Raw genomic sequence first — 26972 nt, forward strand, 5'->3', positions numbered from 1 at the left:
CGCAATGGCCCAAGGCGGCCGCGCGTTTGTGCGCAAGGCGGATCATGCGTTTCTGCAGCACCGCGCGATGCCCGTCGCCTCCCCCTCCCGCATCCGCATGGATTGTCGGCGATACCCGACGGCAGCATCCGGTTCGTGGCGAGCCCCGCCCCATTGATCCCGCCCGTTCCCAACGAGCGGAGGCAGCCAGCGGACCGTTACGCCTTGCCGCGACCAAATGCCTTTTCCTGCAGTTCGCGCCACATTACTTTGCCCGTGCCGCCGCGGGGAATCTCATCGACGAACTCAACAATGCGAGGCGCCTTGTAGACCGCCATTTGCGAACGTGCCCATTCGATCAACGCCTCGGCGGTCACGTCGGTAACGCCTTCCCGAAGTACAACCACTGCCTTCACCGTTTCGCCTCGCCGTTCGTCCGGTGCCCCGATGACGCAGCACTCACGAACGGCCGGATGGTGGTACATCATGGCTTCGATTTCGGCAGGCCAAACCTTGTATCCGGCCGCGTTGATCATCCGCTTGAGCCGGTCGGTGATAAAGAAGTAGCCGTCTTCGTCCACCCGCCCGAGATCGCCCGTACGAAAGAATGACCGGCCATCTATCTCGATCCACGACTCCGCGAACGCAGCATCGTTCTTCCAGTAGCCAACCAGCAATTGCGGACCCCGGATCACAATCTCACCGGATTCGCCCGTCGGTACGGGTTTCCCAGATTCAGGATCGACTATCAGCGATTCGACACCGAAGTGCGGGATGCCGATGCACTGCTTCTTTGCGCGGTCCGGAGGGTTGTAGTGGGTCTGAGAAATTGTTTCCGTCATCCCGTAGCTCTCCAGAAACGGAATGCCGCAGCGCTCGACAAGCTTCTGTGCCATCGCCTCTGGCATCGACACGCCTCCGCCGCCGATCATCAGCATGCTCGACAGGTCCCGATCGACGGACTTCGGATCAACCAGGACGTCGATGACCATGGCCGGCACGGCGTCCCAATGCGTGCATCTGTAGCGCTCGATAAGGGCCGCCGCGACGGAGGCGTCCCAGCGCGGGAGTATGACGAGCGACGCGCCGGCGTAGACAGCCAGATTCATGCTGTGCTGCATGCCCGTTACATGAAACATTGGCGCGGTGCCGAGAATGACCGACATCGGGGTTGCTGACTTCCAGAGCGCTCCGCCGACAGTCGTTGCCATTACCGTTGCATGTGTGTGAATGCAGCCCTTGGGCTTCCCAGTCGATCCCGACGTGTAGGGCAACACGCACCAGTCGGAGGGCTCCGTCGTATCGGCTGCAGGCGTCCTGTTCATCGCAAGCGCGTCGCCCCAGTAGGTCACGCCCGGTCCCGAGACCACCGTTTGGGGTGCACGAATAACATCGGGCATTGGAAGATCAACCGCTTCGGGAAGATAGTCCGAGTAGGTTGCCACCACTGCGTGGCGCAGCGACCCAAGGCCGACGAGGGGAGCGAGTTCGGCAAAAACCTCCTGGCCGACCACGGCGATCACAGCTCCGGAATCGTCAATCAGATGCCCGAGCTCGCCGGTCTTGTACATCGGATTAGCCGGCACGACCATCCCGCCAGCGCGCAGGATGGCGTAGTACGCCAGCACAAACTGCGGACTGTTCTGCATATCGAGCAGCACTCGATCTCCTTTTTGCAGTCCACAGTCCTGTTGCAGGAAGCCCGCGAGGCGCTCGGATTCATCAAGAGCAGCTCTGTAGGTGAGCGTTGCGCCGTAGAATTCGAGGAATGGGCGCGCCGGGTAGCGCCGTGCCGAAACTGCGAGGTTGTGGTGAATGCCGGTCGCCGGGTAGGCAAGCGTTTTTGGCAAACGGCCAGGCCAGTAGCGAAAATGAGCGTATTCCATGGTGTTCCTCCTACCTGCTTGCAGCCGCGTTGTTGGCGCGGAACTGTTTTCTAGAGTACCTCGAACAGTCCTGCGGCCCCCATGCCACCGCCGACGCACATGGTCACGACCACATACCGCACCCCACGACGCTTTCCTTCGATTAAGGCATGGCCGACCATGCGCGCGCCACTCATGCCGTAGGGGTGACCGATAGCGATTGCACCGCCGTCAACGTTGAGCCGCTCGTCGGGAATCCCGAGTCGGTCACGACAGTAGAGGACCTGTACCGCGAATGCCTCATTCAGCTCCCACAGGCCGATGTCATCGACCTTGAGCCCATGACGGGAGAGCAGCTTGGGGACTGCGAACACCGGACCGATTCCCATTTCGTCCGGATTGCATCCCGCCACCGCAATGCCCAGATAAAGGCCTAATGGGTGCAGGCCCTTGCGTTCGGCCACCGCTCGCTCCATCAGCACGCAGGCGGCCGCGCCGTCTGACAACTGGCTCGCGTTGCCCGCGGTGATGCAGCCTCCCGGGATTACGGCTTTTAGCGCAAGCAAACCCTCTAGAGTCGTGTCGGGGCGGTTACCCTCGTCTCGACTGAGGGTGACAGGCTCGTAGCTCACCGCTTTGGTCGCTTTGTCGACCACGGCCTTCACGGTACTGATCGGAACGATCTCGGCATCGAAGCGACCAGCATCCTGAGCAGCTGCAATACGCTTCTGGCTCGCCAACGAATACATATCTTGCGCTTCGCGACTGATGCCGTATCTCCTGGCCACATTTTCGGCCGTCTCGAGCATTGGCATATACGCCGCAGGCGCCTGGCGAATGACGTTTTCATCCTTGGCGGCAAACGCGAGGTCAAACCCGGCGCCCTGCGTCAGACTCACCGATTCCTGGCCAGCCCCAACGGCGATATTCATGCCGTCGTGGATGATCTGTTTGGCCGCTGTCGCTATCGACATGAGCCCGGACGCGCACTGGCGATCCATGCTCATACCGGCGACCGTATCCGGCAACCCTGCGGCCAGGGCACTCATTCGGCCAATGTTCCAGCCCGAGCTGCCGACCATGAGTGAGGAGCCAACAATGCAATCGTCGACCTCCACGCCATCTATGCCGCTGCGTCGGATTGCCTCGCGGATGGCGTGACCCGCCAGGGTCGGGCACATGGTGTTGTTCAGTGCGCCGCGAAACGCCTTGCCAATTGGCGTGCGGGCGGTTGAGACAATGACTGCTTCTCGCATGATTGATTCTCCAGAATCCTGTCGTTCCTAAACACTGGCGAATGATTGCCCTGTTTCCCCGAGTTCTGTGAGCAGGGATGCCGGCTGCCATAACTCGCCCATGTAGCCCGCCTGAAAGCCCTCAATCCGCGCGAGAACGTTGGGCAGACCTATCTTGTCTGCATAAAACATCGGGCCGCCGCGATGCGCTGGAAAGCCATATCCGTTCAGATAGACCGTGTCGATGTCTGATGCACGCTGTGCGATTCCTTCCCGCAGGATGAGCGCACCCTCGTTGGCCAGGGCGAACAGGCATCGGGCGACTATCTCTTCATCGCTGATTTCGCGACGCGCGATGTGATTTCTTGCTCCATACTCGAGGACCAGTGAGTCGATCTCCGGATCCGCCTGGCGTTTCCGCGTGACCGGATCGTAGCGGTACCAGCCAGCGCCGGTCTTCTGTCCGAAGCGGCCCATCTCGGCAACAAGATCGGGGATCGCCGAATACGGCCGGTCGGGTTGTTCGATCTTGCGCCGCTTCCGGATGGCCAACCCGATGTCGTTTCCTGCGAGATCCATCGTCGCCAGCGGCCCCATCGCCATTCCCCAGTCCTCAAGCGCGCGATCGACCTGCAGGGGTGTTGCCCCTTCGTCCAGCAGGAAGTACGCCTGACGCAAATACTCCTCGAACATCCGGTTGCCAATAAAGCCATCGCAGACCCCCGCGACCACGCCAACTTTTCCGATCTTGCGGGCAAACTGCATGGCAGACGCAAGCACCTCATCCCGGGTCTTCGCGCCGCGAACCACTTCAAGTAGTCGCATCAGATTGGCGGGGCTGAAGAAATGCAGACCCACGACGTCCTGGGGTCGACTCGTGAACCCAGCAATGGCGTCCAGATCAAGCGTCGAAGTGTTGGATGCGAGAATCGCGTCTGGCTGAGCGAAGCTGTCGATCGCACGAAACACACTTTCCTTGACCGCCATGTCCTCGTAGACCGCTTCGATCACCAGATCTGCAGACCCGATCCTTGAAAAGTCGGTAGACCCACTGATCAGTCTGAGACGGCGGTCGGCAACTTCCGTAGTCAGCCGGCCCCGCTTGATGGCCGCCCCATAGTTCGCCGCCAGCCCCTGCAAGCCGCGTTGCACGGCCTCTTCGCTGGTGTCAAGCAGCATAACCGGCATGCCGGCATTGGCGCAGCACATGGCTATCCCCGAGCCCATCGTGCCCGCCCCGATGACGGCGACGCTTGTCACCGCTCTCACCGGCACTTCCCGGGAAATGCCTTGTATCTTCCCTGCGCGGCGCTCCGCGAAGAACGCATGACGTAACGCCTGCGATTCAGCAGACGCCATGAGTTCTCGAAGGGCCGCGTATTCTTTCCCGAGCGCTTCCTCGAACGGCAACGTAACGGACCAGCTTACCGCGTCAATGCACTGCAGGGCAGCGGGCAACGGCTTTCGCAACGTTGCTATCTTTGCTTCGATCAGTTGCGACAGCTCGTTCGCCTGCATCCGGATGACCACGTCGCGCAACCGCGGCCAATGTCCCGAAGACGCCGCCTCCAACGCAAGCTGCACTGCCTTCTTGACAGCGGTACCTTCAGCTTCATCCACCAGCACGCGGTCAATCAGGCCAAGGCTCACCGCACGCTCGCAATCGACCATTTCGCCCGAAACGATCAGGTCGAGAGCGCCCTCGACGCCAATGAGTCTAGGTAGCCGCTGCGTGCCACCCGCGCCAGGAAGAATGCCGAGATTTACCTCGGGCAATCCAAATCGCGCGGACGAATCCGCGACGCGGTAGTGGCAGCCAAGGACGAGTTCGAGACCGCCCCCAAGGCATACACCAGATATCGCAGCCACCACCGGCTTCCCGGCAGCCTCCACGAGATCAACCAGGCTTCCCAGATAGGGGTCCGCGAAATTAGGTCCATCGAGACCCGCCTCAAACTCCTCGATGTCAGCGCCCGCCGAGAAGACCTTTTCGCCGCCTGTCAGAACGACGCCCTTGATCGTGGCGTCGTCAAAGGCCTTGTGTAACATCTCGCGAAGTGCCTTTCGGAGCGGCAAGCCCAATCCGTTGACGGGCGCCTGTTGCATGGTCAGGACGGCGACCGATTCAGTTACCTCATAGTTCACCAGCATAATTCACCTCTGTCTCAATCGGTCAGTCCGCTCACTCGATCGTCGGCACAAAAGACCTGCATTACCCACCGAAGCGGTTTTCGGGAACGCCCTGGATACCAAGGTCATAGATCGCAAACAGACTGCCACGCTGTACGCCATCGTGAGGGTTAGTTGGAAGGTGACGCTTTCCCATCGATGTGACGTATAGAACATCAAGATTTGGCCCCCCGAACATCACGCTGCTTACCTTCTTGACGGGCATTTCGATCACACGATCCACGCTTCCGTCAGGCAGATAACGAACGAGTTTTCCGTCATATACCTGCGCATTCCAGAGGCAACCCTCAGCGTCGACAGTCGACCCGTCCGATGCGCCGGTCACGGTGTCAACCTTCGCAAAGACCCGACGGTTAGAGACGCTTCCAGTCTCCAGGTCGTAGTCGTATGCCCAGATCTCACGGGACCACGAATCGGTGAAGTAAAAGGTCTCCCCGTCCGGACTCCAGCATGGTCCGTTCGAGACGATGATGTTGTCGTCAAGCTTATGAAGCGTGAGGTCCGGGTCCAGCCGGTAGAGACTGGCGTTCTTCCCCGCCTCCTTCAGGTCCATCGATCCGGCGACGAATCTTCCACGCTTGTCGACCTTGCCGTCGTTCAGGCGGTTGTCGGGCTTGTCCGGTTCCGGATCGATGATCAGCTCGACCTCGCCAGTCGCGAAGTCCAGGAAATGAAAGCCGTTCCGCAAAGACACCACCGCACCGTCCCCGTTCTTGCGAATCGCCAGCGACCCTATCGGCTCAGGCATATCCCATGCACGCACCTCGCATCCCTGATGCGTCGCTCGAAAAACATTCGCTCCGGTACTGTCAATCCAGTACAGGCGTTGACTTTCGACATCCCAGAGCGGTCCTTCACCAAGATGCGTCTTTACATCCACCAGCACTTCAATTCGCATGTCAGTCTCCTTGCGAGGTAGTTGCACGCCTGTTCTAACCCCCAGCCACAACCGGGGCGCACCAAACAGGTGTTCTCCGAACGTCCAGCCCGACATTCCGATGGGGAATTCACATCACTCTGCACTGCTTACCAGATATGCATCTATTCTTCATGCGACTACACCGCATCTGCGGCACGCCCTTCTGCCGGGCGTCCGACCTGCGCCATAGAACCTTATATGTAGCCGTATGCTGTCCAGCCCCCATCCACGGCGAGCATCTGACCCGCGATGTGCGCCGCGCGTGGTTCGCACAGGAACACCACTGCATCACCGATCTCTTCTGGGAGGGCAAGACGTCTCTGAGGCGTGCGCTTGACGAGCGCTTCATAGTCAAGACGCCCGTCCGCCGCGAGCTCGCGAATCAGCGGCGTATCGACATATCCGGGTGCGACTCCGTTCACACGGATGCCAAACTCCGCCCATTCCACAGCAAGAGCCTTTGTCATCATGCCCACGGCCGCTTTGCTCGCGCAGTACGAGATACGGTTCGGCGCAGCGACGATCGAATAGATGGAACCGATATTGACGATTGCGCCCTTTCCCTGCGCCTTCATCCGACGTGCGGCTTCCCGCGCGCAGTAGAAGACGCCATCGACGTTAATGGCCATCGTCCGCCGCCACTCTTCGTCAGTCAGCTCCAGGGTCGGCCGGTTGCCGCTGACGCCCGCGTTGTTTACAAGAATGTCCACGCCCCCCCAATGCGTATCCAGTTCGGCGAACATGCGTGTCACATCTGCGGATTCGGCCACCGACCCCTTCAGGGACACCCCATCCCCGCCGGAATCAGCCAGGAGCGCGCACGTTTCTTTCGCCCCCTCTTCATTCATATCCATGACCGCCACCTTGGCCCCCGCGTTCGCAAGCGCGATGCAGGTTGCCCGCCCGATTCCAGATCCGCCGCCGGTGACAGCGGCCCGTTGATTTTGCAAGGCTTTCATAGCAGGGACTCCACTTCAAATGAGACTAACAAGCGAGGTTCGAGCGAGGGGGATAGCGAGAGCTTTCCCTGCCACCCTTTAAGTTGCCGCCTTCTCACGCAAGGCAACTACGGCGGCCAGCACGACCGCCCCGTAAATAACGTCCCGAAGCGACGGCGGGATAGTGGTACCAGCGAGCATCGTTTGAAGCGCGGTCAGAAGTAATGCCCCTCCGACCATGCCAATATAAAGGCCTCGTCCCCCGGTAATCAGGGTCCCACCGATTACGACCACCGCAATCGAGGGAAGCAGAAAGGCGTCCCCCATGCCGAGGCTCGCCTGGCCACCGAACCCCGTTAACAGCACGCCTACAACCGCCGAGCAGATACCGCTTAGCGCATAGACACTGACGAGCACCCGGCCAACGTTGACACCAGACAGATGTGCAACCCGCTGGCTATTCCCCACCGCGTAGACACGCCTTCCAAACACGGTCCGGCTGAGCAGCAAAGTTGCAAATATGACGAACAGGATTACGAGATATACGATCGGCGAAAAGACCCCAAGTTGCCCGGTCATGAGCCAGCGCAGCGAGGGGGACGCAAATCCGTCCGGTGTTCCGTTGCTGTACAGAAGCGCGATGCCCTGGAGAATACCGTTCATCGCGAGCGTAACGACGATCGGCGGCAAGCGAAAGACAACGATAGCTGCACCGTTTACCACTCCGATCAGCGCGCCGACACCAAGGACGAGAGGGACGGCCCAGACGGCTGCCGCATCGCTGCCCCGGACAAGTCCACCCAGCAGAATTCCACAAAGGCCAATCGTCCATGGGATTGACAAGTCGAGCCCGCCCGTCAGAATGACCGCGCCTTGCCCAAGGGCTATAACGATGAGAAACGATCCGAGGAGCAGCAGTGAATTAAAATACGACAGGCTGATCGATTGACCGACAAACACGCTTGCCACGATTACCAGGATCAGACATACGTATGCCGGAATGACGTACCGGAGCGAGTCACGATTTCTCTGTAGCCAGCTCGCTGCCTTCACCACCTCGACTGCCGGCTCGATGAGTCGAATCACCGGGCGTTGCGTGGACGGCGCGACAGCGCGGCGCGCAAACAACTGTCGCAGCCAGCGCGCCGTGCCCTTCGCCGGCGCAGGCGCCGCACTGAGTGCAGCCAGAATCAGCACCCCGCCTTCCACAACCGTCGCGTAGTAAGCAGGCACGTTCAGAACCAGCAGAATGTTGACGATCAACATCAGGCTGTAGGCGCCGAAGATGGAACCGACGCAGCCACCCCGACCACCACCCAGCGCAGTGCCACCCAGTACCACGGCGGTAAACATCTGAAGCAGAAGCGGATCACCAACGAGGGGATCCCCCGTCGACGTTTGGGCCGTGACCAGAACACCGGCGATCCCATACGCGATGCCAGCGAGCACATAGGCACTGAACTTGGTCAGCGAGACGTTGATTCCCGCATACGCGGCGGCATCCTGGTCGCCGCCTACCGCGTATAGCGCTGTACCGAAGCGCGTGTGCTTGATCGCGACCCAGAGCAACACAACCGCAGCGAGGATCAGTACGGGTGCGGGCAACACGCCCTCGATTGCATTGCCGGTAAAGAAGCGCACGAATCCATCGGGCACCACGCCACCCGGCTTGTCCATCGTGAGCAGAGTTATGCCGGTCACGATGAACATGGTGGACAGAGTCACGACGATTGACTGGAGGCGCAACACGGCAACGAAGAACCCGTTAAACGCCCCAATTACAGCGCCGATTGCTACACCGGCCACCACGACACCCACCTGCGAACCGGCGCCCCCTGTCAGATGCGTCGCTATAACGACGTTGACAAGAGAAATAACGGCTCCTGCGCTAAGGTCGAACCCTCCGGTCAGAATGACAATCGTCGCGCCAACGGCGGCGAGCGCTAACGTCATTCCCCCTGAAGACAGATAGCTGAGGTCGGTAAACGAATACCGCGTCGCCGAGAGGCCGTTAACGATTCCGAAAAGCACCACGAAAACGGCTATCGCCATCCACAGCCCTCTGGAACGCCGGAACTGCATGCGAAGCGTTCGAGTCGATGGCAAGCCACCATGCAACATAGTTAAGGCGCGCATCATGATTGTGTCCCCTTCTCACCAACAGCCACCACCTCGGCGCCATGTGCCCCGCCCAGCGCCGCGCGCATGATGCGAGCTTCACTGATCGGTTCGGATTCTCCATCGATCTCTTCGACAATCTGGCCGCCGTAGAAAACGCACACCCGATGGCTCAAATGCACCACTTCCTCAATTTCCGTCGAGTAGAGCAACACGGAGCCGCCCGCGCGGACGTACTCGTTGATCAGTAAATAGATCTCGTGCTTTGTGCCCACGTCCACCCCGCGCGTTGGATCGAACAGGAGGAGCACGCGACTTCCGGCCAGCAGCCATTTCGCCATGACGATCTTCTGTTGATTTCCACCGCTGAATGCCTTTGCGGGCATGTAGACCGCCCGCTCCGCAACATTGACCTTGGCCAGCGCTGCTGCTGCGGCGCGCGTCTCAGCCGCGATATCGACTAGTCCAAACCGGACAAACCGGCTGATGATCGGCAGGCTGATGTTGCTTCGGCCATCGAGGCGCAGAAACAGAGCTTCGGTCTTCCTTTCTTCCGGTACCAGGTTGATGCCAAGCTGTGCGTTAATCGCGTCGCGTGGCGAGCGAATGGTGACGGCACGACCGTCGACCGCGATCGAGCCGGCGGTAGCCGGCAGGTCACCGAACAGCGAAAGGAACATGTCGAGCTGGCCCATGCCCTGCAAACCCGCGACTCCAAGGACCTCGCCGGGGCGCAGCGCGAACGACGCGTCGCGCATACGACCGGCCGTCAGTCCCTTTATTTCCAGCACGGGCGTGGCCCCGCGATCGACTTTGACCTTTGGCGGAAACGTTTTCTCGAGGGTGCGGCCGATGATCTGTTCGATCACGTCATCGTCAGAGACGTCCCCAATCGCATAGGTGGCGACGCTACGGCCGCTGCGCAGGATGGTGAGCTCATCGCAGAACATACGGACTTCGGGCATTCGATGGGTGATGAAGATGATGGTCGTGCCACGAGCCTTCTCTTCGGCAATGATTCGCCCGAGCCAGGAAATGTCCTCACCGGAAAGCGCGGAGGTCGGCTCGTCGAGCAGGAGCACTTTCGGTTGACGAAATACGGCACGGGCTATCTCGATCTTTTGCCGCAATGGAAGTGGCAGGGAGCGCACCTCCTGACCCGGCGATACCGCTCCCAAACAAAGCTTTTCCAGATGCGCCGAGACAAGCTTTTCGCCGTGACGTTTCTGGAGCTGACCACCGAAGCCCGTCGGTTGATATGGCAGCAGCATGTTTTCCGCTACGGTCAGTTCGGGAATCAGCGTCAGCTCCTGAAAAGCCGTCTGGATGCCAAGCCGATGCGCGTCCCGGGGGCTCTTCATGCAAACCTCGTTGCCGAACAGGCGGATCGATCCGGTATCCGGTCGCAACAGTCCGCTCAGCATCTTGACCGACGTCGATTTGCCAGCTCCGTTCTCACCGAGGAGCGCATGCACGCTACCCTCGGCAATTGAGTAGCTGGCACCGGCCAGGGCGACCGTTGGTCCATAGGACTTACGGACATTTTCGACCTGAATTGCGATGGAAATTGAAGACATATGGCCTCCTGGTTACCTGTGGCCGTTATCCGGCTTACTTCTCGGGCTGACCGTGCAGCGCTGCCGCGAGTCCGACTTCCGGGGTGTTCGGATTGAAGATCTCGGCAAACCAGCCGGGGTTCGAGATGACGGACGGCTGGAAGACATTGCACCCTGCCTTCATTTCAGCCCACGTCCCTTCCTTGCAAAGCTTGACGTTCTCATTCGTGACCTGCGGCAACGGAACGATAATGTCGTGCGGCATCTTTTCTCCGTGCATCACCTGTACTGCCAGCTTCAGTGCAAGCGCGGCCGATACCGGTGGCGACGCATACGAGAAGCTCTGGGCAGCCATTGGCCGGTAGGTACCCGAGGCACCAGTCACGCCTGCGTCAGCCTTCAGCATTTGAATTCGGTGGCCGTTTGAACCTTCGCCGGAGCAAAATTTCTTCTTCGCGTCTGGAATGCCTGCTTCATCCTGCATGGAAAAGATGGTGTAGCACCCGGCCTGCACCAGCAGGCCGTCAATTTGGTCCCACGGGTGCGTTGCAAGGATCTTGGACATTTCCGTACGCGCGACCGCCTGACTCCACATGCCAACGCCCTGAGCAATCACCTTGATCCCTGGGTACTTCGCAAACACGTCCATCGAAGCCTTGGTACGCGTTGAATCCGTCGACGTCCCTGGCACGCCAGAAATGTAGACAACGTTCCCCTTACCGCCCATCTTCTTGACAAGCCACTCAGCCGCTTCCTTGCCCGCCGCATACTGGTCGATGTGCACGTTATGCGCGCACGGCTCCGTAATTTCCGCGTCGTACGCGAATACCGCTACACCTTTGTCACACGCTTCCTTCACAACCTGGTTAAGCGCGGTCGGCGAGATCGGATAGACGATGATCGCCTTGGCGCCCGCCTGAACCATGGCGTGGATCTGCTGGATCTGCTTTTGTGCGTTCGGTCCCGCCACCTGAACGTCGAAGTTGATCTTGTCTTTCATACTCGGGTGTAGAGCCATCGCTCGGGCCATGTTTGCGGCTTCCGCTTGCCAATCGTTACCGATGTAGCTCATACTTAAATAAACTTGATCCTTTGCAAAAGCGGCCCCGCTCAGGCCGAGGATGGCGCTAGCCGCCAACGCAACACCAGAGATCATTGATTTAAAGCTGAACATGATTTGTCTCCTGTTCGGTTAAGTAGGCTTTTCGATAGCCTTTGATCGTCTTCCTGAACCATTGAACGAACACAACTTCCGCCGGGCCTTTGCCGAGTGGTTTAAGCGCGGCGTTTGGCGTCATTCAAAGGGTGCACGACGCGACCCATCGCGTCCATACGTCGTGCACCTGCGGTCCTCCCGGATCGGAACTGAAAGCCGGCGCTCTCAAGACCTTCTGATCCTGAACAACGTCACCTGCTCACGAGTCCGTTATTGAATAGCAGTCCTTATTTGAAACATTTTCTGTTTGCCTCCTTGACTTCATCCATTCGTCAGTAATTCAGATTGCAGGTTTCATGCGCGACGATGGCTCGGTCATGCTTCCGGAACCACCCTGTGGTTTCGCGCGTGAAGAGGGCAATCAGTAGCGCAGAGAATGCCATCAAGCCCATGACGAAGTAGAGCGCGTAGTCGTAGCCAATGTGATTCGAGTAGCCACCGCCGAACGTGATGAGCGCACCAATGATGAGCGGACCGATCCCGCCCGCGTAGCATCCAGTGTTGATGATGGAGATCGCCACACCGGTCGCGTTCTTTTCAGCGGAATCGAAGGCCATCGCGTATAGCAGCGTGTAAGGGGCGTTCAGGGCAAGACCCGCGAACAATTGCACGCCTATCAGCCAGCCAAGACTCAACGAAGCGAACTGGAACAGATAAAACGCAAACGTAAGCCAAACGAACAGTATGATCAGGCAGATCTTCCGGCCAACGCGGTCTGAGATCCAACCCCAGGCGATCTGCCCGAGTCCACCGGTGATCGTGAACACTACGCTGTAGGCTGCTGCCTCGGCGAAGTTGTAATGAGCAACGAACGCCAGGTATTGTGGCAGCCAGAAGCTCAGTCCAAAGTAGCCAACGATCGCCATCATGGACACGAGGGCAATGACCGATATATTCGGATTAGCCATCGCCCGACGAATTGCTCCCGGCGCGACATCTACATGCGAGTGGGCGTCGCCCGCGATGGGTGAGGTTTCACCGGTAGTCTTCAGATGTTTCAGGAAAGTGTCGTACCGCTTCTGGGAGCAGAACCGCCAATAGCCGATGAAAATCAGAGCTGTGGGAATCGGGAAAAGCAGGAAGGCAAACCTCCAGTTTTCGGCGCCGTAAGTCGACAGCAGCCAACTGATCGCGAAACCGCCCAGCAGCGTTCCCCAAGGGAAGGCGGTATGATGAATCCCGAGCGCGAGGCCTCGACGCTCCGCCGGCCACCACTCCGCGGCCGCGGTCACCTCGATTGACTCTCCGATTCCCCCAAACATGTGGGAAAGTACCTGCAATCCGACCAGCCCCCAGAGCGTGATAGTCAACACATTGAACCCGGTCAGGAAGGTGAAGAGCGTGTAGGCCACCACGATCGGTAAGTGCCGGAACTTGCGCATCCACCCATGCCCCCCACGATCAACCCACACCATTGCAGGAACCGCGAGGAACGCGGTCGACACTGTAATCAGCGTCGTGATGAAACCGATCGTGGTGGCACCGATGTTGTATTCCTTGATAACTGAGGGCAGCACCAGATAGATCATCTGGCGTGAGTTTGCGTTCATCGCAAATACCAACCAGAGCATCAGCAGCGAAATCCATGAGTATCTGGATATGCTGGTGGATGGGCTTCTTGCCCCTACTCCAGGCATTACACCTTCATTAGTATTACTCACAATCTCCTCCGCATCTTTTTAATGAATAATGCTGTATCAACGTTCCAACGGGGCGAGATTGGCGTCTCGCCTCAAGCTTTCAGTTCGATCAAAAACCTTATATCCCCGCAATACAGGTGTACTTGATCGCGAGGTAGTCTTCGATACCGTACTTCGACCCTTCGCGCCCGACCCCGGACTGCTTTACACCGCCGAAGGGTGCCATCTCGTTAGAAATGAGTCCCGTGTTGACTCCTACCATACCGTACTCAAGTGCTTCCGACACCCGAAACACGCGCCCTACATCCCGACTATAGAAGTAGCTCGCCAGGCCAAATTCCGTGTCGTTCGCGGCGGCGACTACCTCGGCTTCCGTCCCGAAGCGAAACAGCGGCGCAAGCGGTCCGAACGTTTCCTCCCGCGCGACCTTCATTTCAGACGTGGCATTCGCAATGACGGTCGGCTCGAAGAACTGTCCCCCCAGCGAATGGCGCTTGCCTCCGCACAGGACTGCGCCTCCCAGTGCCTGCGCGTCGGCAATGTGTTCTTCAACCTTCATGACCGCGTTACTGTCAATAAGGGGCCCCTGCGCCACGCCGTCCGCCAGACCGTTACCGACCTTCAATTTCGCTACAGCTGAAACGAGCTTTTGAGCGAAGGCGTCGTAAACCGCATCGTGAACATAAAACCGGTTCGTGCACACGCACGTCTGGCCGGTGTTGCGATATTTGCTGGCCAACGCGCCCTCAACGGCCGCGTCAAGATCCGCGTCCTCGAAAACAATGAATGGCGCATTGCCGCCGAGTTCCATCGAAACCTTCTTGATCGTTTCCGCACTCTGCTGCATCAGCAGCCGCCCGATTTCCGTGGAGCCAGTGAAGGTCAATTTGCGGACGACCGGGTTTTGCGTCATCTCTCCGCCGATCGCTGCAGCGGAGCCGGTCACGACCGAGAAAACTCCGGCCGGTACACCTGCGCGCTCTGCTAGCACCGCCAGCGCCAGTGCGGAATACGGGGTCTGTGACGCCGGTTTCACCACCATCGGGCAACCCGCAGCCAGAGCTGGGCCCACTTTCCGGGTAATCATCGCCGCCGGGAAATTCCATGGCGTGATTGCGGCGCACACGCCGATTGGCTCCTTTGTAACCACGATCCGCCGATCGTTCGCGGGTGCCGGGATCATATCTCCATAGATACGCTTTGCTTCCTCGGCGAACCATTCGAAATACGCCGCTGCGTACTGCACCTCTCCGCGCGCTTCCGCGAGCGGCTTACCCTGCTCCATTGTCATGATCACGGCAAGATCGTCGATGTTTTCGAGCATCAACTCCTGCCACCGGCGCAAAATGCGGCTCCGCTCCTTAACGGACGTCTTGCGCCAGGCGTTCCAGGCAACATTTGCTGCACTGATGGCGCGGGCAGTCTCGGCCGCCCCCATCCGGGGGACTGAGCCTAGCGTCGTTCCGTCGGCCGGATTCGTCACCTGGATACTTTCGCCGCTGTCGGCCTCGCACCAAACGCCTGCAATGAATGCTCGCTGACGGAAAAGCTCTGGATCTTTGAGAGAAGGCACTTTGTTTTCCATTTCGTTTCGTTGCAGTTAAATGTGCAAGGCACGGTCATACGCCGCCAGAACGGCTTCGTGCATGGCTTCCGATTGCGTCGGATGAGGAACAATCGATGCCATCAATTCAGCCTCGGTCGTCTCCAGTTGCCGCGCGACGACGTAACCCTGAATCATCTCGGTTACCTCGTCGCCCACCATGTGGGCGCCGAGAAGTTCACCCGACTCGGAGTCGAATACCACCTTCACGAACCCGTCAGTCGAGCCCATCGCGATGGCTTTGCCGTTCGCGGAAAAAGGGAACTTCCCGATTCGCACGGCCCGCCCCGACGATTTCGCCTGCGATTCAGTCTGCCCAACGCTCGCAACCTGAGGATGGCTGTAGGTGCACGCTGGTACGCTATTTACGTCCAACGCGTGGGCGTCCAGCCCGGCGATCTTCTCAACGCACGCGACACCTTCATGGCTCGCCTTGTGCGCGAGGCATGGAGCGCCAGCAACGTCGCCAATCGCGAAGACACCAGGTTCATCAGTTACCCCAAAATCACCCGCTACAATGTGATTCCTGTCGACACGCACCTTGGTGTTCTCCAGCCCTAGCTCTTCCACATTGCCCACGACGCCCGCAGCAACCAGGATTACGTCGACGTCGATTGCCGTTGCATCTGGTCCGTCGAACTCCACGTGCCAGAGGTCATCGGTACGCGCTTTCGATCGGACACGACATCCCGTACGCAGACGGATGCCTTGCCGGGTCAAAGCATCCGCAACGTAAGCCGACACCTCTTCGTCTTCAACTGGCAGGATCCGCTCGGCCATTTCGACCACCGTCACCTCGACACCGAGGGTCTCGTAGAAGCTGGCAAATTCAATACCGATGGCGCCTGCGCCGACGATCAAAAGCCGCGTGGGCAATCGCGAGGGCCTCAGTGCTTCAAAATAGGTCCACACAGTGTCCCCGTCCGGCTGGAGACCGGGCAGTTGGCGAGGACGAGCTCCCGTCGCGAGAATGATGTTTGAGGCGATCAAAGATGTGACTCCATCCTTTCCTGTCACTTCCACGACGCCCTGCCCCTTCAGGCGGGCGTGGCCCTTGTGCACCGAAACGCCGTTCTTTTTCATGAGGTGTGTCACGCCGCGCTGTAGTTGCCCGGCAACTTTCCGTGACCGCCCGATTACGCTATCCAGATCGATCCCCTGGACATCCGCGCGTACGCCAAAGTCTGCGGCGTGACGGATCAGACGAACGATGTCAGCGGATCTGAGGAGTGCCTTTGTGGGGATACACCCCCAGTTCAGGCAGATCCCGCCGAGTTCGCTCTTTTCAACAAGTGCCACTTTCATGCCAAGCTGGGCGGCACGGATTGCGGCGACATACCCGCCTGGACCTCCGCCAATCACTACAACATCGAATTGTTCATTGCTCATCTTGTGTACCTAGATCAACATCGACAACGGATTTTCGACGAGCTGGACAAACAGCTTTAGCCATCGTGCCGCGAGTGCTCCGTCAATCGCACGGTGGTCAACCGACAGCGTGCACCGCATGACTGTCGCCGCCTCCACCTTGCCCGCCTCAATGATGGGCCGCGCAATCGCTGCACCAACGGCAAGAATGGCCGACTGTGGTGGATTGATGATGGCCGCGAATTCCTCGGTACCGAACATGCCGAGATTGCTCACGGAGAAGCTACCGCCTTCGAGTTCCTCTTGCCGCAGCCGTCCCGCCCGCGCCCGTGTTGCCAACTCTGCGATTTCCGAACTGATGGCCGAAAGTGACTTGCTATCCGCGCCGCGAACCACCGGCGTGAAGAGGCCAGTATCCGTCGAGACTGCGACCGAGATATCCGCCCGGCTGTAGCGACGTAGCGCGGCGTCGGTCCATGTCACGTTCATCTCGGGGATCTGCTTGAGCGCTACGGCAACAGCTTTGACAACGAAGTCATTAATCGACACCTTTGTAGTCGCGCTGTCGTTGACCTCGCTACGCAGCCCGATTAGCTTGTCGACCCGACAGTCCGCACTCAGATAGAAGTGCGGGACACTTGACTTGCTTTCACTGAGCCGGCGAGCAATGGCCCGACGCATTCCAGTGTGAGGAATCTCCGTAAAGTCGACCTTTTGCAGTTCTGGTTGTGCACCGCCGGTCGGTGCTGTTGGTGTGAGCGAGACGTCCTGCTGGCGCTCAACCACGGCTCCGATGTCCCGCTTCACGATTCGACCATTCGGGCCCGATCCTTTGACCGATCCCAGATCGACTCCACGCTCCCGGGCGATGCGCTTGGCGAGCGGACTGGCAAATACCCGGACGGTCGGATGCAGATCGGAGGAAGCAGCCGCACCTTCATCTGCTAATCGCAGCGGAGTTGCCTCTACGTTCGACGGAGAATCCCCCGCCGGTGAGCCACTCGGCGTACTCGCGTCGACGCCGGCCGTGTTGTGGACCGCCGATCCGGCGAGCAGCGCGTCGATGTCAGTCGATTCTCCTGCAGCCACTACAACCGCTATCGGGGCTCCGACGGCAATTTCCTGGCCATCCTTCGCGAGGACCCGCGCAAGAATGCCATCGATATCGACGTTCACTTCGACCATCGCTTTGTCAGTCTCTATCTCCGCGATGCAGTCTCCCTGAGTTACCGAATCGCCTTCGCGCTTGGTCCAACTCTGAAGCACCGCATGAGTCGCGTTTGCCGCGACCTCCGGCATGCGAAAAATCTTCGCCATTTCTAAATTCCCTGTTGAATGCAACAAGACTCGATAAATTTGCTGGAAAGAATGGAGACGCCTACAACGGCAAGAACTCCACTAAGCTGTTTCCTCGAAGGTGTAACAACCAACCGATGTGATACAGATGGGTCATTCATGGTGCTTGGTTGTAAGCGTTCATCGCCGGTCGTTCTATTCCGGGCGGGAATACTCGCCACGTGCCGTCTCGGTGCCTAAAGAAGAACAGCGCACACGGGCCGTGTGACCGCACCGTCTCAACGCGGATGCAACGCTGACTATTCGAACTCCTCCGGCCGAGGCGGGTAATCCGGATCGACGTCGTCGGCGTCGGTGCAAGCCATTTATCGACCAGCAAACGCAGCGACTTCTGTGCCGTGTTCATCCGCACCTCCTTCGTCTCAATCGAAAGCTGGCATGGTGTTTTCAGCATCACCCAGCATCCTTACCTTCCAAAACGAGCCAGCCCGGCAATCCGCTAGCTAATGGCGGCAGTCAAGCCCTTTTCCCGCATAGCCTGTCGCAACCCATCCACCACCTCCTCGGTCCGGGCGATCGCGGCGCGCTCCAGGACTTTGGAAATGCTCGGTGACGCTTCGCCTCCGGTGACACGTTGTACAGGCTGGTCTAGCCAATCGAAGTATCGACGTTGGATCTCATCGGCAAGCCACGCGCCATATGACGTTCCGCGCGCACCCTGTTCAACGATCAGGACGTTGTTCGTCTTGCGAATGCTTGACTCAATGGCGTTCCAGTCAATGCTCGCCTTGTCCAGCCATCGGAGATCAACCACCTCAGCGTCTATACCCGTCTGCTCAACAGCTTCCAGCGAGTGAGCGACCATCGACAGGTAAGTAAGGACAGTGAGCTCGGAGCCAGCACGCCGGATGGCCGCTTTCCCAAACGGAAGCTGGTAGTCAAAATCGTCAACCGGAGCGTCACCTGACGACGCATACAGGTCAACATGCTCGATCACCAGGACAGGATCCTTGCAAGCGAGTGCCGCATTCATGAGCCCGACGTAATCGAACGGGGTCGAGGGGGCAACGATCCGCCAACCGGGGGCCGTCGCGAAGATACCTGCCGGGTCCATCGAGTGCTGCGACCCATAGCCGGTACCCATCGCCACTTTGGTTCGCAGTACCAGCGGCACGCTGTTGTCACCGCCGAACATGTGCCTCGCCTTGCCGATCTGGTTAAAGACCTGGTCCGCAGCCACCCACATGAAGTCCGGGTACATGAACTCGACGACAGGCTTGAAGCGGCCGTCCATCGCAATTCCGCCACCGAGCCCGACGAATGCGTTTTCGCTGATCGGCGTTCCGAGGACGCGATCCGGGAAGCGGTCCTTCAGACCCCGCGTGGCGCCATTCGTCCCACCTTTCAGGCGGTGAACGTCTTCACCCATCACAACAATGCCTGGGTCGGTTTCCATCCGCCGACCCATTACATCAGCCACAAGGTCGATAAACTTGCGCTTTTCCAGCTTGCCCTTGAACGTACCTTGCTCCTCGGTGCGCGCGCCTTTCAATTCGCTCAGATCCCCGCGCAGGCCGACGTCACGAAAGTCAGGCCTCGGCCAGAGGTCCGGTCGGATTCGCCGTTTGCCCACCTTGCCCGCACCGTCTGCTTCGGTGAGTTCAGCTGCGGCCGCAGCCATCGCGATCTGTGCCTGCTTGCGCAGGTCCGCAACTTCTTCGGCGCGGATCATCTTGCGCTTTTGCATCTCAGCTGCCATAAGCAGCAACGGATCGCGTTCGCGCCATGCCTGTTCTTCTTCTTTGGTGCGGTACGCAAAAGCGCTTCCTGCGAAGGGCCCATTCTGGTGGAAGAACCGGTAGACCTCGGCTTCGATTACCGTCGGGCCGTTACCGGCTCGCATGTGCTTCAGCGCCTCTTGCATGGCAAGATAAACCGCGAGTGGGTTCATCCCGTCAACGCGCCAACTCGGGATTGCGAAACCCAGACCACGTGCCGATAGCCGGCTCTCAGCCGTCGATTCCTCAACTGTGGTCGATACTGCGTAGCGGTTATTTTCGATGAAGAAGCAGAGGGGGATTTTCCATGCGCCGGTCAGATTCATCGATTCGAGAACGGAGCCGATATTTACTGCGCCGTCACCGAAGTAAGTCACTGCGACCGCATCGGTCTTGGCAAACTTGTGCGCCCACGCGGCGCCGGCCGCGAGTGGCACCCCACCGCCAACAATCGCGTTTGTACCGAGCGCTCCGGCTTCATGCCATTGCAAGTGCATGGAGCCCCCTCGCCCTCGACAAAAGCCCTGGGCGAGGCCCAGTATCTCCGCTAATGTGCGTTGCAGGAGATTCTGGATCTTCGGCGTCACCGCGTTCATGGGGTCGATCCCATCAGGCGCGACATAACTAAGCGCTTTCGCCAGAAATTGATGATGCCCACGGTGCGCACCGTTGACTCCATCTTGCGCAGTCAACGGAAGAATGGACCCAACGGCACCTCCCTCCTGACCGATGCTCGAATGGGCTGGACCATGCACCAGTCCCTCTGCGGCGAGTTCGAGAACGGTTTCTTCGAATGCCCGGATCAGATGAAGCTGACTGAGCATGGTACCCAGAAGCTGGGGATCCGCATTGTCCCAGTCTTTATCAGTAGTACGAAATTCAACCCACGGTGCCGCGGGTGAAAGAGCGATCGTTTCCGGCATTTGACTCAATCTCCTGAATAAACACGTACGTCTTGTCGTGGCGAAGGTCGTGCGTCGCCCTAACCTTCCGCCCGGCAGAGCGAGTTACTTAATAACAATAGGATTCACCGGCGCTCCAGATCCGCCCACAACCTTGAGCGGTGCGGCTGTGTAAAGAAACGTCCACTGTCCGTCAGCGGCGCAGTCGGCGGCCAGATCATCGAGCGCGATAATTTCTGTAAACGCCACCCCGAGATTTCTCATCAGCGCATTATGGAGCGGCAGCGCCACGCCCGACTCCGGGTCAATGGTGACCTCGTTGGCGCACGTATCTGTCACCAGGTTCGGGATCTCGGTTTCGTTGAACCATTTGACAAGCTCGGGGCTATAGGTCAGTCCGGGCTCAATGTAGTCTTTATAGAAGTCAGCCCGGTCCGACTTGTAGAACTTGCCTATCCAGCCCGTGCGGATAAGGAGAATGTCGTGCTTCTGGATTTCGCAGCCCTGTGCCGACGCGGCATTGATCAGATCCTGGTGGTCAAACGTTTCGCCCCTGTCCAATGAATCCTTTCCGCGATGCCGCGCCATGTCGATAAGAACGCCACGCCCCACAACGCCCCGCTCCCCAATTGGCAATACGCTCGCTTTCCTCATGCCGCCAATCGTTGTCATCGCATCATAACCGTTGTAGATCTGGTCGCCGTACCACAGGTGGCCAAGCGCGTCGTACTGGCTGGACCCCTGGAGATACATCACCATCATGTCGTCCGCGTACTCCAGGTTTCCCGGAAAGCGCGGTCCGCAACCACACATGTACAGTCCGCGGTCCACCACATTCACACGTTGCACATCTTTTCGACCAGGAAACATTGGGTCGCCGGCAGGATTTCCCATCTGGACCTGCAGCGTGAACGTCTTACCCTGCTTCACAGCAGAGACACCACGAAGGACTTCGTCATTCGTCAGGTAGTTAAGACAGCCCACTTCGTCATCCGGACCCCATTTGCCCCAGTTTTTGGGCGAGCCCGCGAGGAGTTCGGCCATATCTGGAACAACTTTCTCGGTTGCCGAAGTGCTCATCAAGTGTCTCCTTGTAGCGAAACCAGTGAATGTTCTGATGTGCCCCTTCATATGGACACTTTCTCTCAGTGCGCGCCCCTGGTTGACGCTTTGCAGTGCAAAAACAGACGGGACTCGTGAAGCGCGCAACTTCACTTTGTCACATCATGGATCCATGTTCAAGGATAAATCGGCTTTTTAAGGGTATTCACCGGGCTTGAAAACTTCCGTGGATCCATTAAAGTGACTTCAACGGTGCGACACACGCTGTGCAAACTTTCACACAGCCGAGTCACGCCCGAGCAGCTGATGGAAATGAGAAAAGGAGACGGACAAGTGACTGGAAAGGACAACACCGCCGAATCGGGCTTGCCTGGTCTACGTGGCACCGAGCACATTGGGTTTACTGTCCCGAATCTCGACGAAGCGACACGGTTTTTTGTCGACGTCATCGGCTGCGAACTGGTCTATTCGCTTGGCCCCTTCAAGTCAGACAATGACTGGATGGAGGCCCACCTGAACGTCCATCCGCGAACTGTCATGCAGGAGCTTCGCTTTTTCCGATGTAAACACGGCCCAAATTTCGAGATCTTCCAGTACGCGGCGCCAGACCAGAATACCCGGCAGCCACGTAACAGCGACGTAGGCGGCCATCATTTGGGCTTCTACGTGGAGGATCTCGACGTCGCCGTCGAGTACCTGAAGCAACGAGGCGTTCAAGTATTGGGCGAGCCGACGAGCAGCAAGGGCGCGAGCGCCGGGCAGCGTTGGGTATACTTTCTTACGCCGTGGGGCATGCAACTCGAACTTGTGAGCTTCCCGCACGGTAAGGCCTACGAGGCCGGTACGAATGTCCGGCTCTGGCATCCCGGCGACCCGGCGAAGTAATCGGGGAGCGAACATGATTTGAAGGACCTTGTATGAGCGAGACGTTCGAAATAACTGGCGCGGATGAAGCTGTAGCCAGCCGGCGCATCGCAAACAGCCTCCGACATTCGATTCTGGACGGCAAGTTGGCACCCGGCGTCCGAATTTATCAGGAGGAAGTAGCGGCCCAGTTCGGCGCAAGCCGCCTGCCAGTTAGAGAGGCATTCAGGATTCTGGAGTCCGAGGGTCTCGTTTTGCTTAAATCAAACAGCGGCGCGTGGGTCTCGAAACTCGACCTGAAGGAGTGCGTGGAGATCTACAGGATTCGCGAGCGGATTGAGCCGTTGGCTCTCCTCGAAAGCATCGCCGGGCTTGGTGATGACACCATCGAGAGAATCGAGCAGCTCAGCATTGAAATCGAAAACAACAGCGACATCGACACGTTTCTCAAACTGGACCGTCAGTTTCATCTATTGACATACCAGGCGTGTGAGATGCGGTCGTTGATCGGGATGGTCGAGCGGTTCTGGAACACCACCCAGCAGTATCGGCGGGCATACACCGCGCTGCTAGGGATGGAAAAGCGCTGGATCATCAACTACGAACATCGCCTTCTCGTCGACGCGATTAAACGTCGGGACGCGGAGGAAGCGGAACGGGTTCTTCACGGGCACATTCGGCGGACGCGGCTAGAGTTGGAGAAGCATAAAGACCTTTTTGAAGGAGGATGAAATGCTGGACTTTGCGGATAAGGTTTTGCTTTTGACAGGGGCAGCGGGAGGCATCGCGAAAGAAGTCGCCTCCCAGTTTCACGCGGCGGGCGCAAGTCTTGTACTGTGCGACCTCGACGAAGGAGGCGTCCAGGCATTTGCTGACGCGCTGGATCCAGAAGGTGAACGTATTGCCGTGGTCAAGATGGACGCGTCGCACCCGGCAGACCTCGATCGCGCAGTGGCAACGGCGAAGACGAGGTTCGGCGGCATCGACTTCCTGGTTCCGGCTGCAGGCATTTACCCCGAGCGGCTTGTCAAAGACATGAGTGACGAAGAGTGGCGCCGCGTCATCTCCATCAATCTGGACGGCGTCTTTTACCTGGTACGGCGCGCGCTGCCGGCAATGCGTGAAGGCGGCTCGATCGTCAACTTGACGTCGGTCGCCGGGCACCGCGGTAGCTACAGTCACGCGCATTATTCCGCATCGAAAGGCGGGTTGATTGCCTTTACGCGCAGTCTCGCACTCGAACTCGGTCCGACCTTGCGTGTGAATGCGGTCTCGCCAGGCATCATCGAAACACCTATGACGTCCCAATTGTTACAGCAAAAGGGCGATCAACTGCTGGCCAACACTCCGCTGAAGCGGCACGGCAAGCCCGGCGAGATCGCTTCGGTGATTGTATTCCTATGCAGTGACATGGCGAGCTACGTCCACGGGGAGGTCATTCACGTCAACGGCGGCCTCTTCATGGCCGGTTGAATAGTCAATCGCATCGCCGCAAGAACCAGCACCCGTATTCAACATAAAAAAGTTTCGTCGATTTCCATGTGACGTATTTCGTAGTCCTTTTAAATATTCGACAGTTAATCTGCTTTTTTTGGTGAATGCAGTGACCCAAGTCGCCCCGCACCGAGCGCCGCGTTCCATTCGATCATGGTTTGCAACGAGGCGAGGCGACGTCTCATCAGCGCGCACGGCACGAGCCGTGGCGTGTAGCTTTTAAGGCGCTCCGGAGCGCACACATTTAGGAGACAATGATGGCCAAATTCCCTGACAGCGCATGGTGGGATGAATATCGGACGGTTCTGAACGCGGATGAAGAATGGCTCGATGCTGCACGCTACTTCGAAGGCCGCATCGAATTTCAGCACGACAATGGGTCGGCGACGATCGCCGTATTTGGCGGGAAGGTCGTGTCCGTGCAGCCAGAAGCCAGCCCCCTTGGAGCAGACGTGGTGGTCGCGGCGCCCGACGCCGAATGGCAGCGTCTGCTAGCCGACCAGACGGACTGGTTCGAAGGTACGTCACCAGGCCTGGGTCAATTTTCGCTTCGCGGCAATGCAGTCGCGGCCTTGCGCAACGTGAAAGTCATGGCACTCGCGTTTCAGGCCATGAAGCGCGTTGGATCGCCTGCCCCAGCTCCGGTGTCATTTTCGCCAGATCCCAAGCCCTCTGGTAAGCAGACCAAGGGACACTACATCGATATCGACGGCCTGCGCATCTTTTACGAGGAAGCCGGAGAAGGGCAACCTATCGTCTGCTTCCACGCAGCCTGCCAGGACACACTGATGTATCGTCACGTGCTCGATGGCCTGTCCGACGAATATCGTGTGATTGCGATCGACGCTCCGGCGCACGGCAAGTCGCTTGAGCCCGCGAATGGCCCGTTTCAAAGCCTGACCCGTCACGCTGAATTTAACGAGAAGGTGATGGAAAAGCTTGGCTTGATCAAGCCAGTCATTATCGGCTGCTCCATGGCCGGAAATCTGGTCCTCGAATTGGGTGCCCGCCGTCCAGACGCGTACAGTGCAATCATCTCTTCGGAAGGGGCTGACTTTACCCCCACGGTGTCTCAATTCCTGCTGGACATGTTGATGCTCAACGGCCCGCAGATCCTGGAGGGCTGGTCGAAGTCGATGACGGGCAAACGCACCCCGCCTGACCGCGCGCGCGAGGTTGTCTGGCAACTGCGACGCACCTGTCCGGAAGTAATGCGGGGGGATCTGACCGGTTACGCGAACTTCGACAAACGTGACGTGGTTGGGAACATCAAGTCTCCTGTTCTGCTACTTCGCGGCGATGCCGACTGGCTTGTCTCCCAGAAACAGGTCGAAGAAACGTCGTCTCGCATTCCGGGCAGCAAAATCGCGGTTCTCGAGCAGACAGGCCACTACCCGATGATCGAAAATCCGTACGAGTTCAATGAAGCGGTGCGCGGCTTCCTGCACGAAGTCGGCATTCGAGCTGCATAAGCGAAGCAGTCGTTGACGCCGCGAGTTCGCTCGCGGCGCTTCGAATGCGTGTGCCGGAATCGATGACACGTATCGCCGCGTTCAGAATTTCCGGCTCCCCTCTTAAGCCTGCACGGGCACGGCGGCGTCCGCCGGGAAGCCAACCTGGGACGTGACGCGCGGTGCGTGACACCGACACCGTTAGCCCAGTACCGGGATCATGCGCCGCTGAAGACCGTGCCGACAGGCCGAAGGTCGAACCGGCAGAACGCAAAGCGACGCAGTAGTGGCACGGACGGCCTTGCAGCAAGGAATACCCTTTTCACGATGGCGCGGTTAGCGAGATCGAGGCTTGGCCCGAGCTCCAGCAAGCGGGGCATCGCTGTGCTCCTAGAGCAGTGCTCGCGGGATCTGCTACAGCTTACTACCTGGCCATACTATTTACAGGAGTGAACATGATTACGAATCCACTCGTAGCGCAACGGCTCAAGGCTTGGGCCGATAGCCTGATCGAACTGGCGCCGATTCTGCGGGGCGAGAAGGCTACAGTCTCGCTCGACGAACTCCGAGCGAACTACATCAAGATGCTCGCCGCCCACCCCACACCTCAAGGAGTCTCTATCGAGCAGGTGGACATGGGGGGTATCCCCGGTACGGTAGTCACGCCCGAAGATGTGGTCCCGGGCCGCATCCTGGTCTACATTCACGGCGGCGCATACATTATTGGCGCAGCAGCGGGCTATCACGGCCTGGCCGGAAATTTTGCCAAGGCACTGAAGGCAAAAGTCTACCTGCCTGACTATCGCCTCGCTCCGGAACATCCCTGCCCTACTCCGATCGAGGACTGTCTGCAGGCCTATCGCTGGCTACTCGCTCAGGGCAACGACCCCAAGTCGATCGTCATCTCGGGTGACTCTGCGGGCGGCGCCACGACGGTATCAATGATGGTCATGGCGCGCAACGCGGGAGTGCCCCTTCCAGCAGCGGGGGCCGCGATTTCACCTTGGGCGAATCTCGAACACTCAGGTATGTCGATGATGAATCGCGAGGGCCTGGATCCGCTCAATACCAAAGCAGGACTCGATCTCCTCGCGAGAACGTTCCTAGGGAATGCCTTACCCAACACGCCCGAGGCTTCGCCTGTCTTTGCGGACGTCCGAGGGCTGCCGCCGATCCTCATTCAAATTGGCGAGAACGAACTAATGCTAAGTGACGCTATGCGTCTCGCAACCCACCTCGGCGAAAACAGGGTGAGGGTGACGCTCGAAGTCTGGCCCGAAATGTTTCACGTCTGGCACATGTACGCTGCGATACTTCCGGAGGGCCGGGCGGCCATCGAGGGTGCCGCCGCTTTTCTTGAAAACGCGATGGTCACCGCGACGCTCACACCGTAGCGCCAGGCAGCGAACCTCACCGGCGTGCGCGGCACAGCTTTGCCTGACGCAACCGACGCCGGCGCCTGCGACCGCACGCAAAAGAATGTTCGAAGGACGAATAT

The 26972-nt window shown here is 58.8% G+C and carries 19 protein-coding genes; 5 read left to right on the forward strand and 14 right to left on the reverse strand.

All coding sequences use genetic code 11. The annotated features are described in order from the left end of the window. Nucleotides 1-197 precede the first annotated feature (197 nt). The 14 genes from B0G71_RS37285 to B0G71_RS37355 all read right to left on the reverse strand — a co-directional run bounded on the left by B0G71_RS37285 (nucleotide 198) and on the right by B0G71_RS37355 (nucleotide 21683). Nucleotides 198-1865: a long-chain-fatty-acid--CoA ligase gene (locus tag B0G71_RS37285; protein WP_116149284.1), complete on the reverse strand. Its 1668-nt coding sequence runs from the start codon at nucleotides 1863-1865 to the stop codon at nucleotides 198-200. A 50-nt stretch (nucleotides 1866-1915) separates the two neighbouring features. Further along, nucleotides 1916-3100 (reverse strand): acetyl-CoA C-acyltransferase, encoded by a 1185-nt coding sequence (locus tag B0G71_RS37290; protein ID WP_116149286.1) that lies wholly within the window; start codon nucleotides 3098-3100, stop codon nucleotides 1916-1918. Between the two features lie 27 nt (nucleotides 3101-3127). Continuing rightward, complete coding sequence (locus B0G71_RS37295; protein ID WP_116149288.1) at nucleotides 3128-5230, reverse strand: 3-hydroxyacyl-CoA dehydrogenase NAD-binding domain-containing protein; 2103 nt, start codon at nucleotides 5228-5230, stop codon at nucleotides 3128-3130. A gap of 61 nt (nucleotides 5231-5291) precedes the next feature. Next, a complete protein-coding gene (locus B0G71_RS37300; RefSeq protein WP_116149290.1) occupies nucleotides 5292-6167 on the reverse strand; it encodes an SMP-30/gluconolactonase/LRE family protein in 876 nt (291 codons plus the stop codon). A 215-nt stretch (nucleotides 6168-6382) separates the two neighbouring features. Then, the gene (locus B0G71_RS37305; protein WP_116149292.1) at nucleotides 6383-7147 is read right to left on the reverse strand and encodes an SDR family NAD(P)-dependent oxidoreductase; all 765 of its coding nucleotides are present in this window, start codon (nucleotides 7145-7147) and stop codon (nucleotides 6383-6385) included. Between the two features lie 78 nt (nucleotides 7148-7225). Next, entirely contained in the window at nucleotides 7226-9178 is a 1953-nt protein-coding gene (locus B0G71_RS37310; protein WP_258875815.1) for an ABC transporter permease, read from the reverse strand. An 83-nt stretch (nucleotides 9179-9261) separates the two neighbouring features. Next, nucleotides 9262-10821, reverse strand: coding sequence for a sugar ABC transporter ATP-binding protein (locus tag B0G71_RS37315; RefSeq protein WP_116149294.1), 1560 nt, complete (start codon nucleotides 10819-10821; stop codon nucleotides 9262-9264). 34 nt (nucleotides 10822-10855) lie between these two features. Beyond that, the gene (locus tag B0G71_RS37320; protein WP_220377352.1) at nucleotides 10856-11974 is read right to left on the reverse strand and encodes a sugar ABC transporter substrate-binding protein; all 1119 of its coding nucleotides are present in this window, start codon (nucleotides 11972-11974) and stop codon (nucleotides 10856-10858) included. A gap of 314 nt (nucleotides 11975-12288) precedes the next feature. Next, complete coding sequence (locus B0G71_RS37325; RefSeq protein ID WP_258875816.1) at nucleotides 12289-13587, reverse strand: nitrate/nitrite transporter; 1299 nt, start codon at nucleotides 13585-13587, stop codon at nucleotides 12289-12291. 187 nt (nucleotides 13588-13774) lie between these two features. Beyond that, entirely contained in the window at nucleotides 13775-15241 is a 1467-nt protein-coding gene (gabD, locus tag B0G71_RS37330; protein WP_116149298.1) for an NADP-dependent succinate-semialdehyde dehydrogenase, read from the reverse strand. A 15-nt stretch (nucleotides 15242-15256) separates the two neighbouring features. Then, a complete protein-coding gene (gene lpdA / locus B0G71_RS37335) occupies nucleotides 15257-16648 on the reverse strand; it encodes a dihydrolipoyl dehydrogenase (protein WP_116149300.1) in 1392 nt (463 codons plus the stop codon). A 9-nt stretch (nucleotides 16649-16657) separates the two neighbouring features. Then, complete coding sequence (locus B0G71_RS37340) at nucleotides 16658-17944, reverse strand: pyruvate dehydrogenase complex dihydrolipoamide acetyltransferase (protein WP_116149301.1); 1287 nt, start codon at nucleotides 17942-17944, stop codon at nucleotides 16658-16660. Nucleotides 17945-18422: 478 nt separating this feature from the next. Further along, on the reverse strand, nucleotides 18423-20624 hold the full coding sequence (locus B0G71_RS37350; RefSeq protein ID WP_116149303.1) for a thiamine pyrophosphate-dependent enzyme: 2202 nt from the start codon (nucleotides 20622-20624) through the stop codon (nucleotides 18423-18425). 84 nt (nucleotides 20625-20708) lie between these two features. Next, nucleotides 20709-21683 (reverse strand): cyclase family protein, encoded by a 975-nt coding sequence (locus B0G71_RS37355; protein WP_116149305.1) that lies wholly within the window; start codon nucleotides 21681-21683, stop codon nucleotides 20709-20711. Between the two features lie 288 nt (nucleotides 21684-21971). Between B0G71_RS37355 and B0G71_RS37360 the strand changes: the two genes are divergently transcribed. The 5 genes from B0G71_RS37360 (at nucleotide 21972) to B0G71_RS37380 (ending at nucleotide 26868) form a co-directional block, all read left to right on the forward strand. Further along, nucleotides 21972-22550: a VOC family protein gene (locus tag B0G71_RS37360; protein ID WP_220377353.1), complete on the forward strand. Its 579-nt coding sequence runs from the start codon at nucleotides 21972-21974 to the stop codon at nucleotides 22548-22550. Between the two features lie 32 nt (nucleotides 22551-22582). Beyond that, nucleotides 22583-23260 (forward strand): GntR family transcriptional regulator, encoded by a 678-nt coding sequence (locus B0G71_RS37365; protein WP_116149307.1) that lies wholly within the window; start codon nucleotides 22583-22585, stop codon nucleotides 23258-23260. Nucleotide 23261: 1 nt separating this feature from the next. After that, nucleotides 23262-24002, forward strand: coding sequence for an SDR family NAD(P)-dependent oxidoreductase (locus B0G71_RS37370; RefSeq protein WP_116149309.1), 741 nt, complete (start codon nucleotides 23262-23264; stop codon nucleotides 24000-24002). A gap of 275 nt (nucleotides 24003-24277) precedes the next feature. Next, nucleotides 24278-25495, forward strand: coding sequence for an alpha/beta fold hydrolase (locus tag B0G71_RS37375; protein WP_258875817.1), 1218 nt, complete (start codon nucleotides 24278-24280; stop codon nucleotides 25493-25495). A 434-nt stretch (nucleotides 25496-25929) separates the two neighbouring features. After that, a complete protein-coding gene (locus B0G71_RS37380; RefSeq protein ID WP_116149312.1) occupies nucleotides 25930-26868 on the forward strand; it encodes an alpha/beta hydrolase in 939 nt (312 codons plus the stop codon). Nucleotides 26869-26972 lie beyond the last annotated feature (104 nt).

It is taken from the genome of Paraburkholderia sp. BL27I4N3 (assembly GCF_003386115.1).
GTDB lineage: Bacteria > Pseudomonadota > Gammaproteobacteria > Burkholderiales > Burkholderiaceae > Paraburkholderia.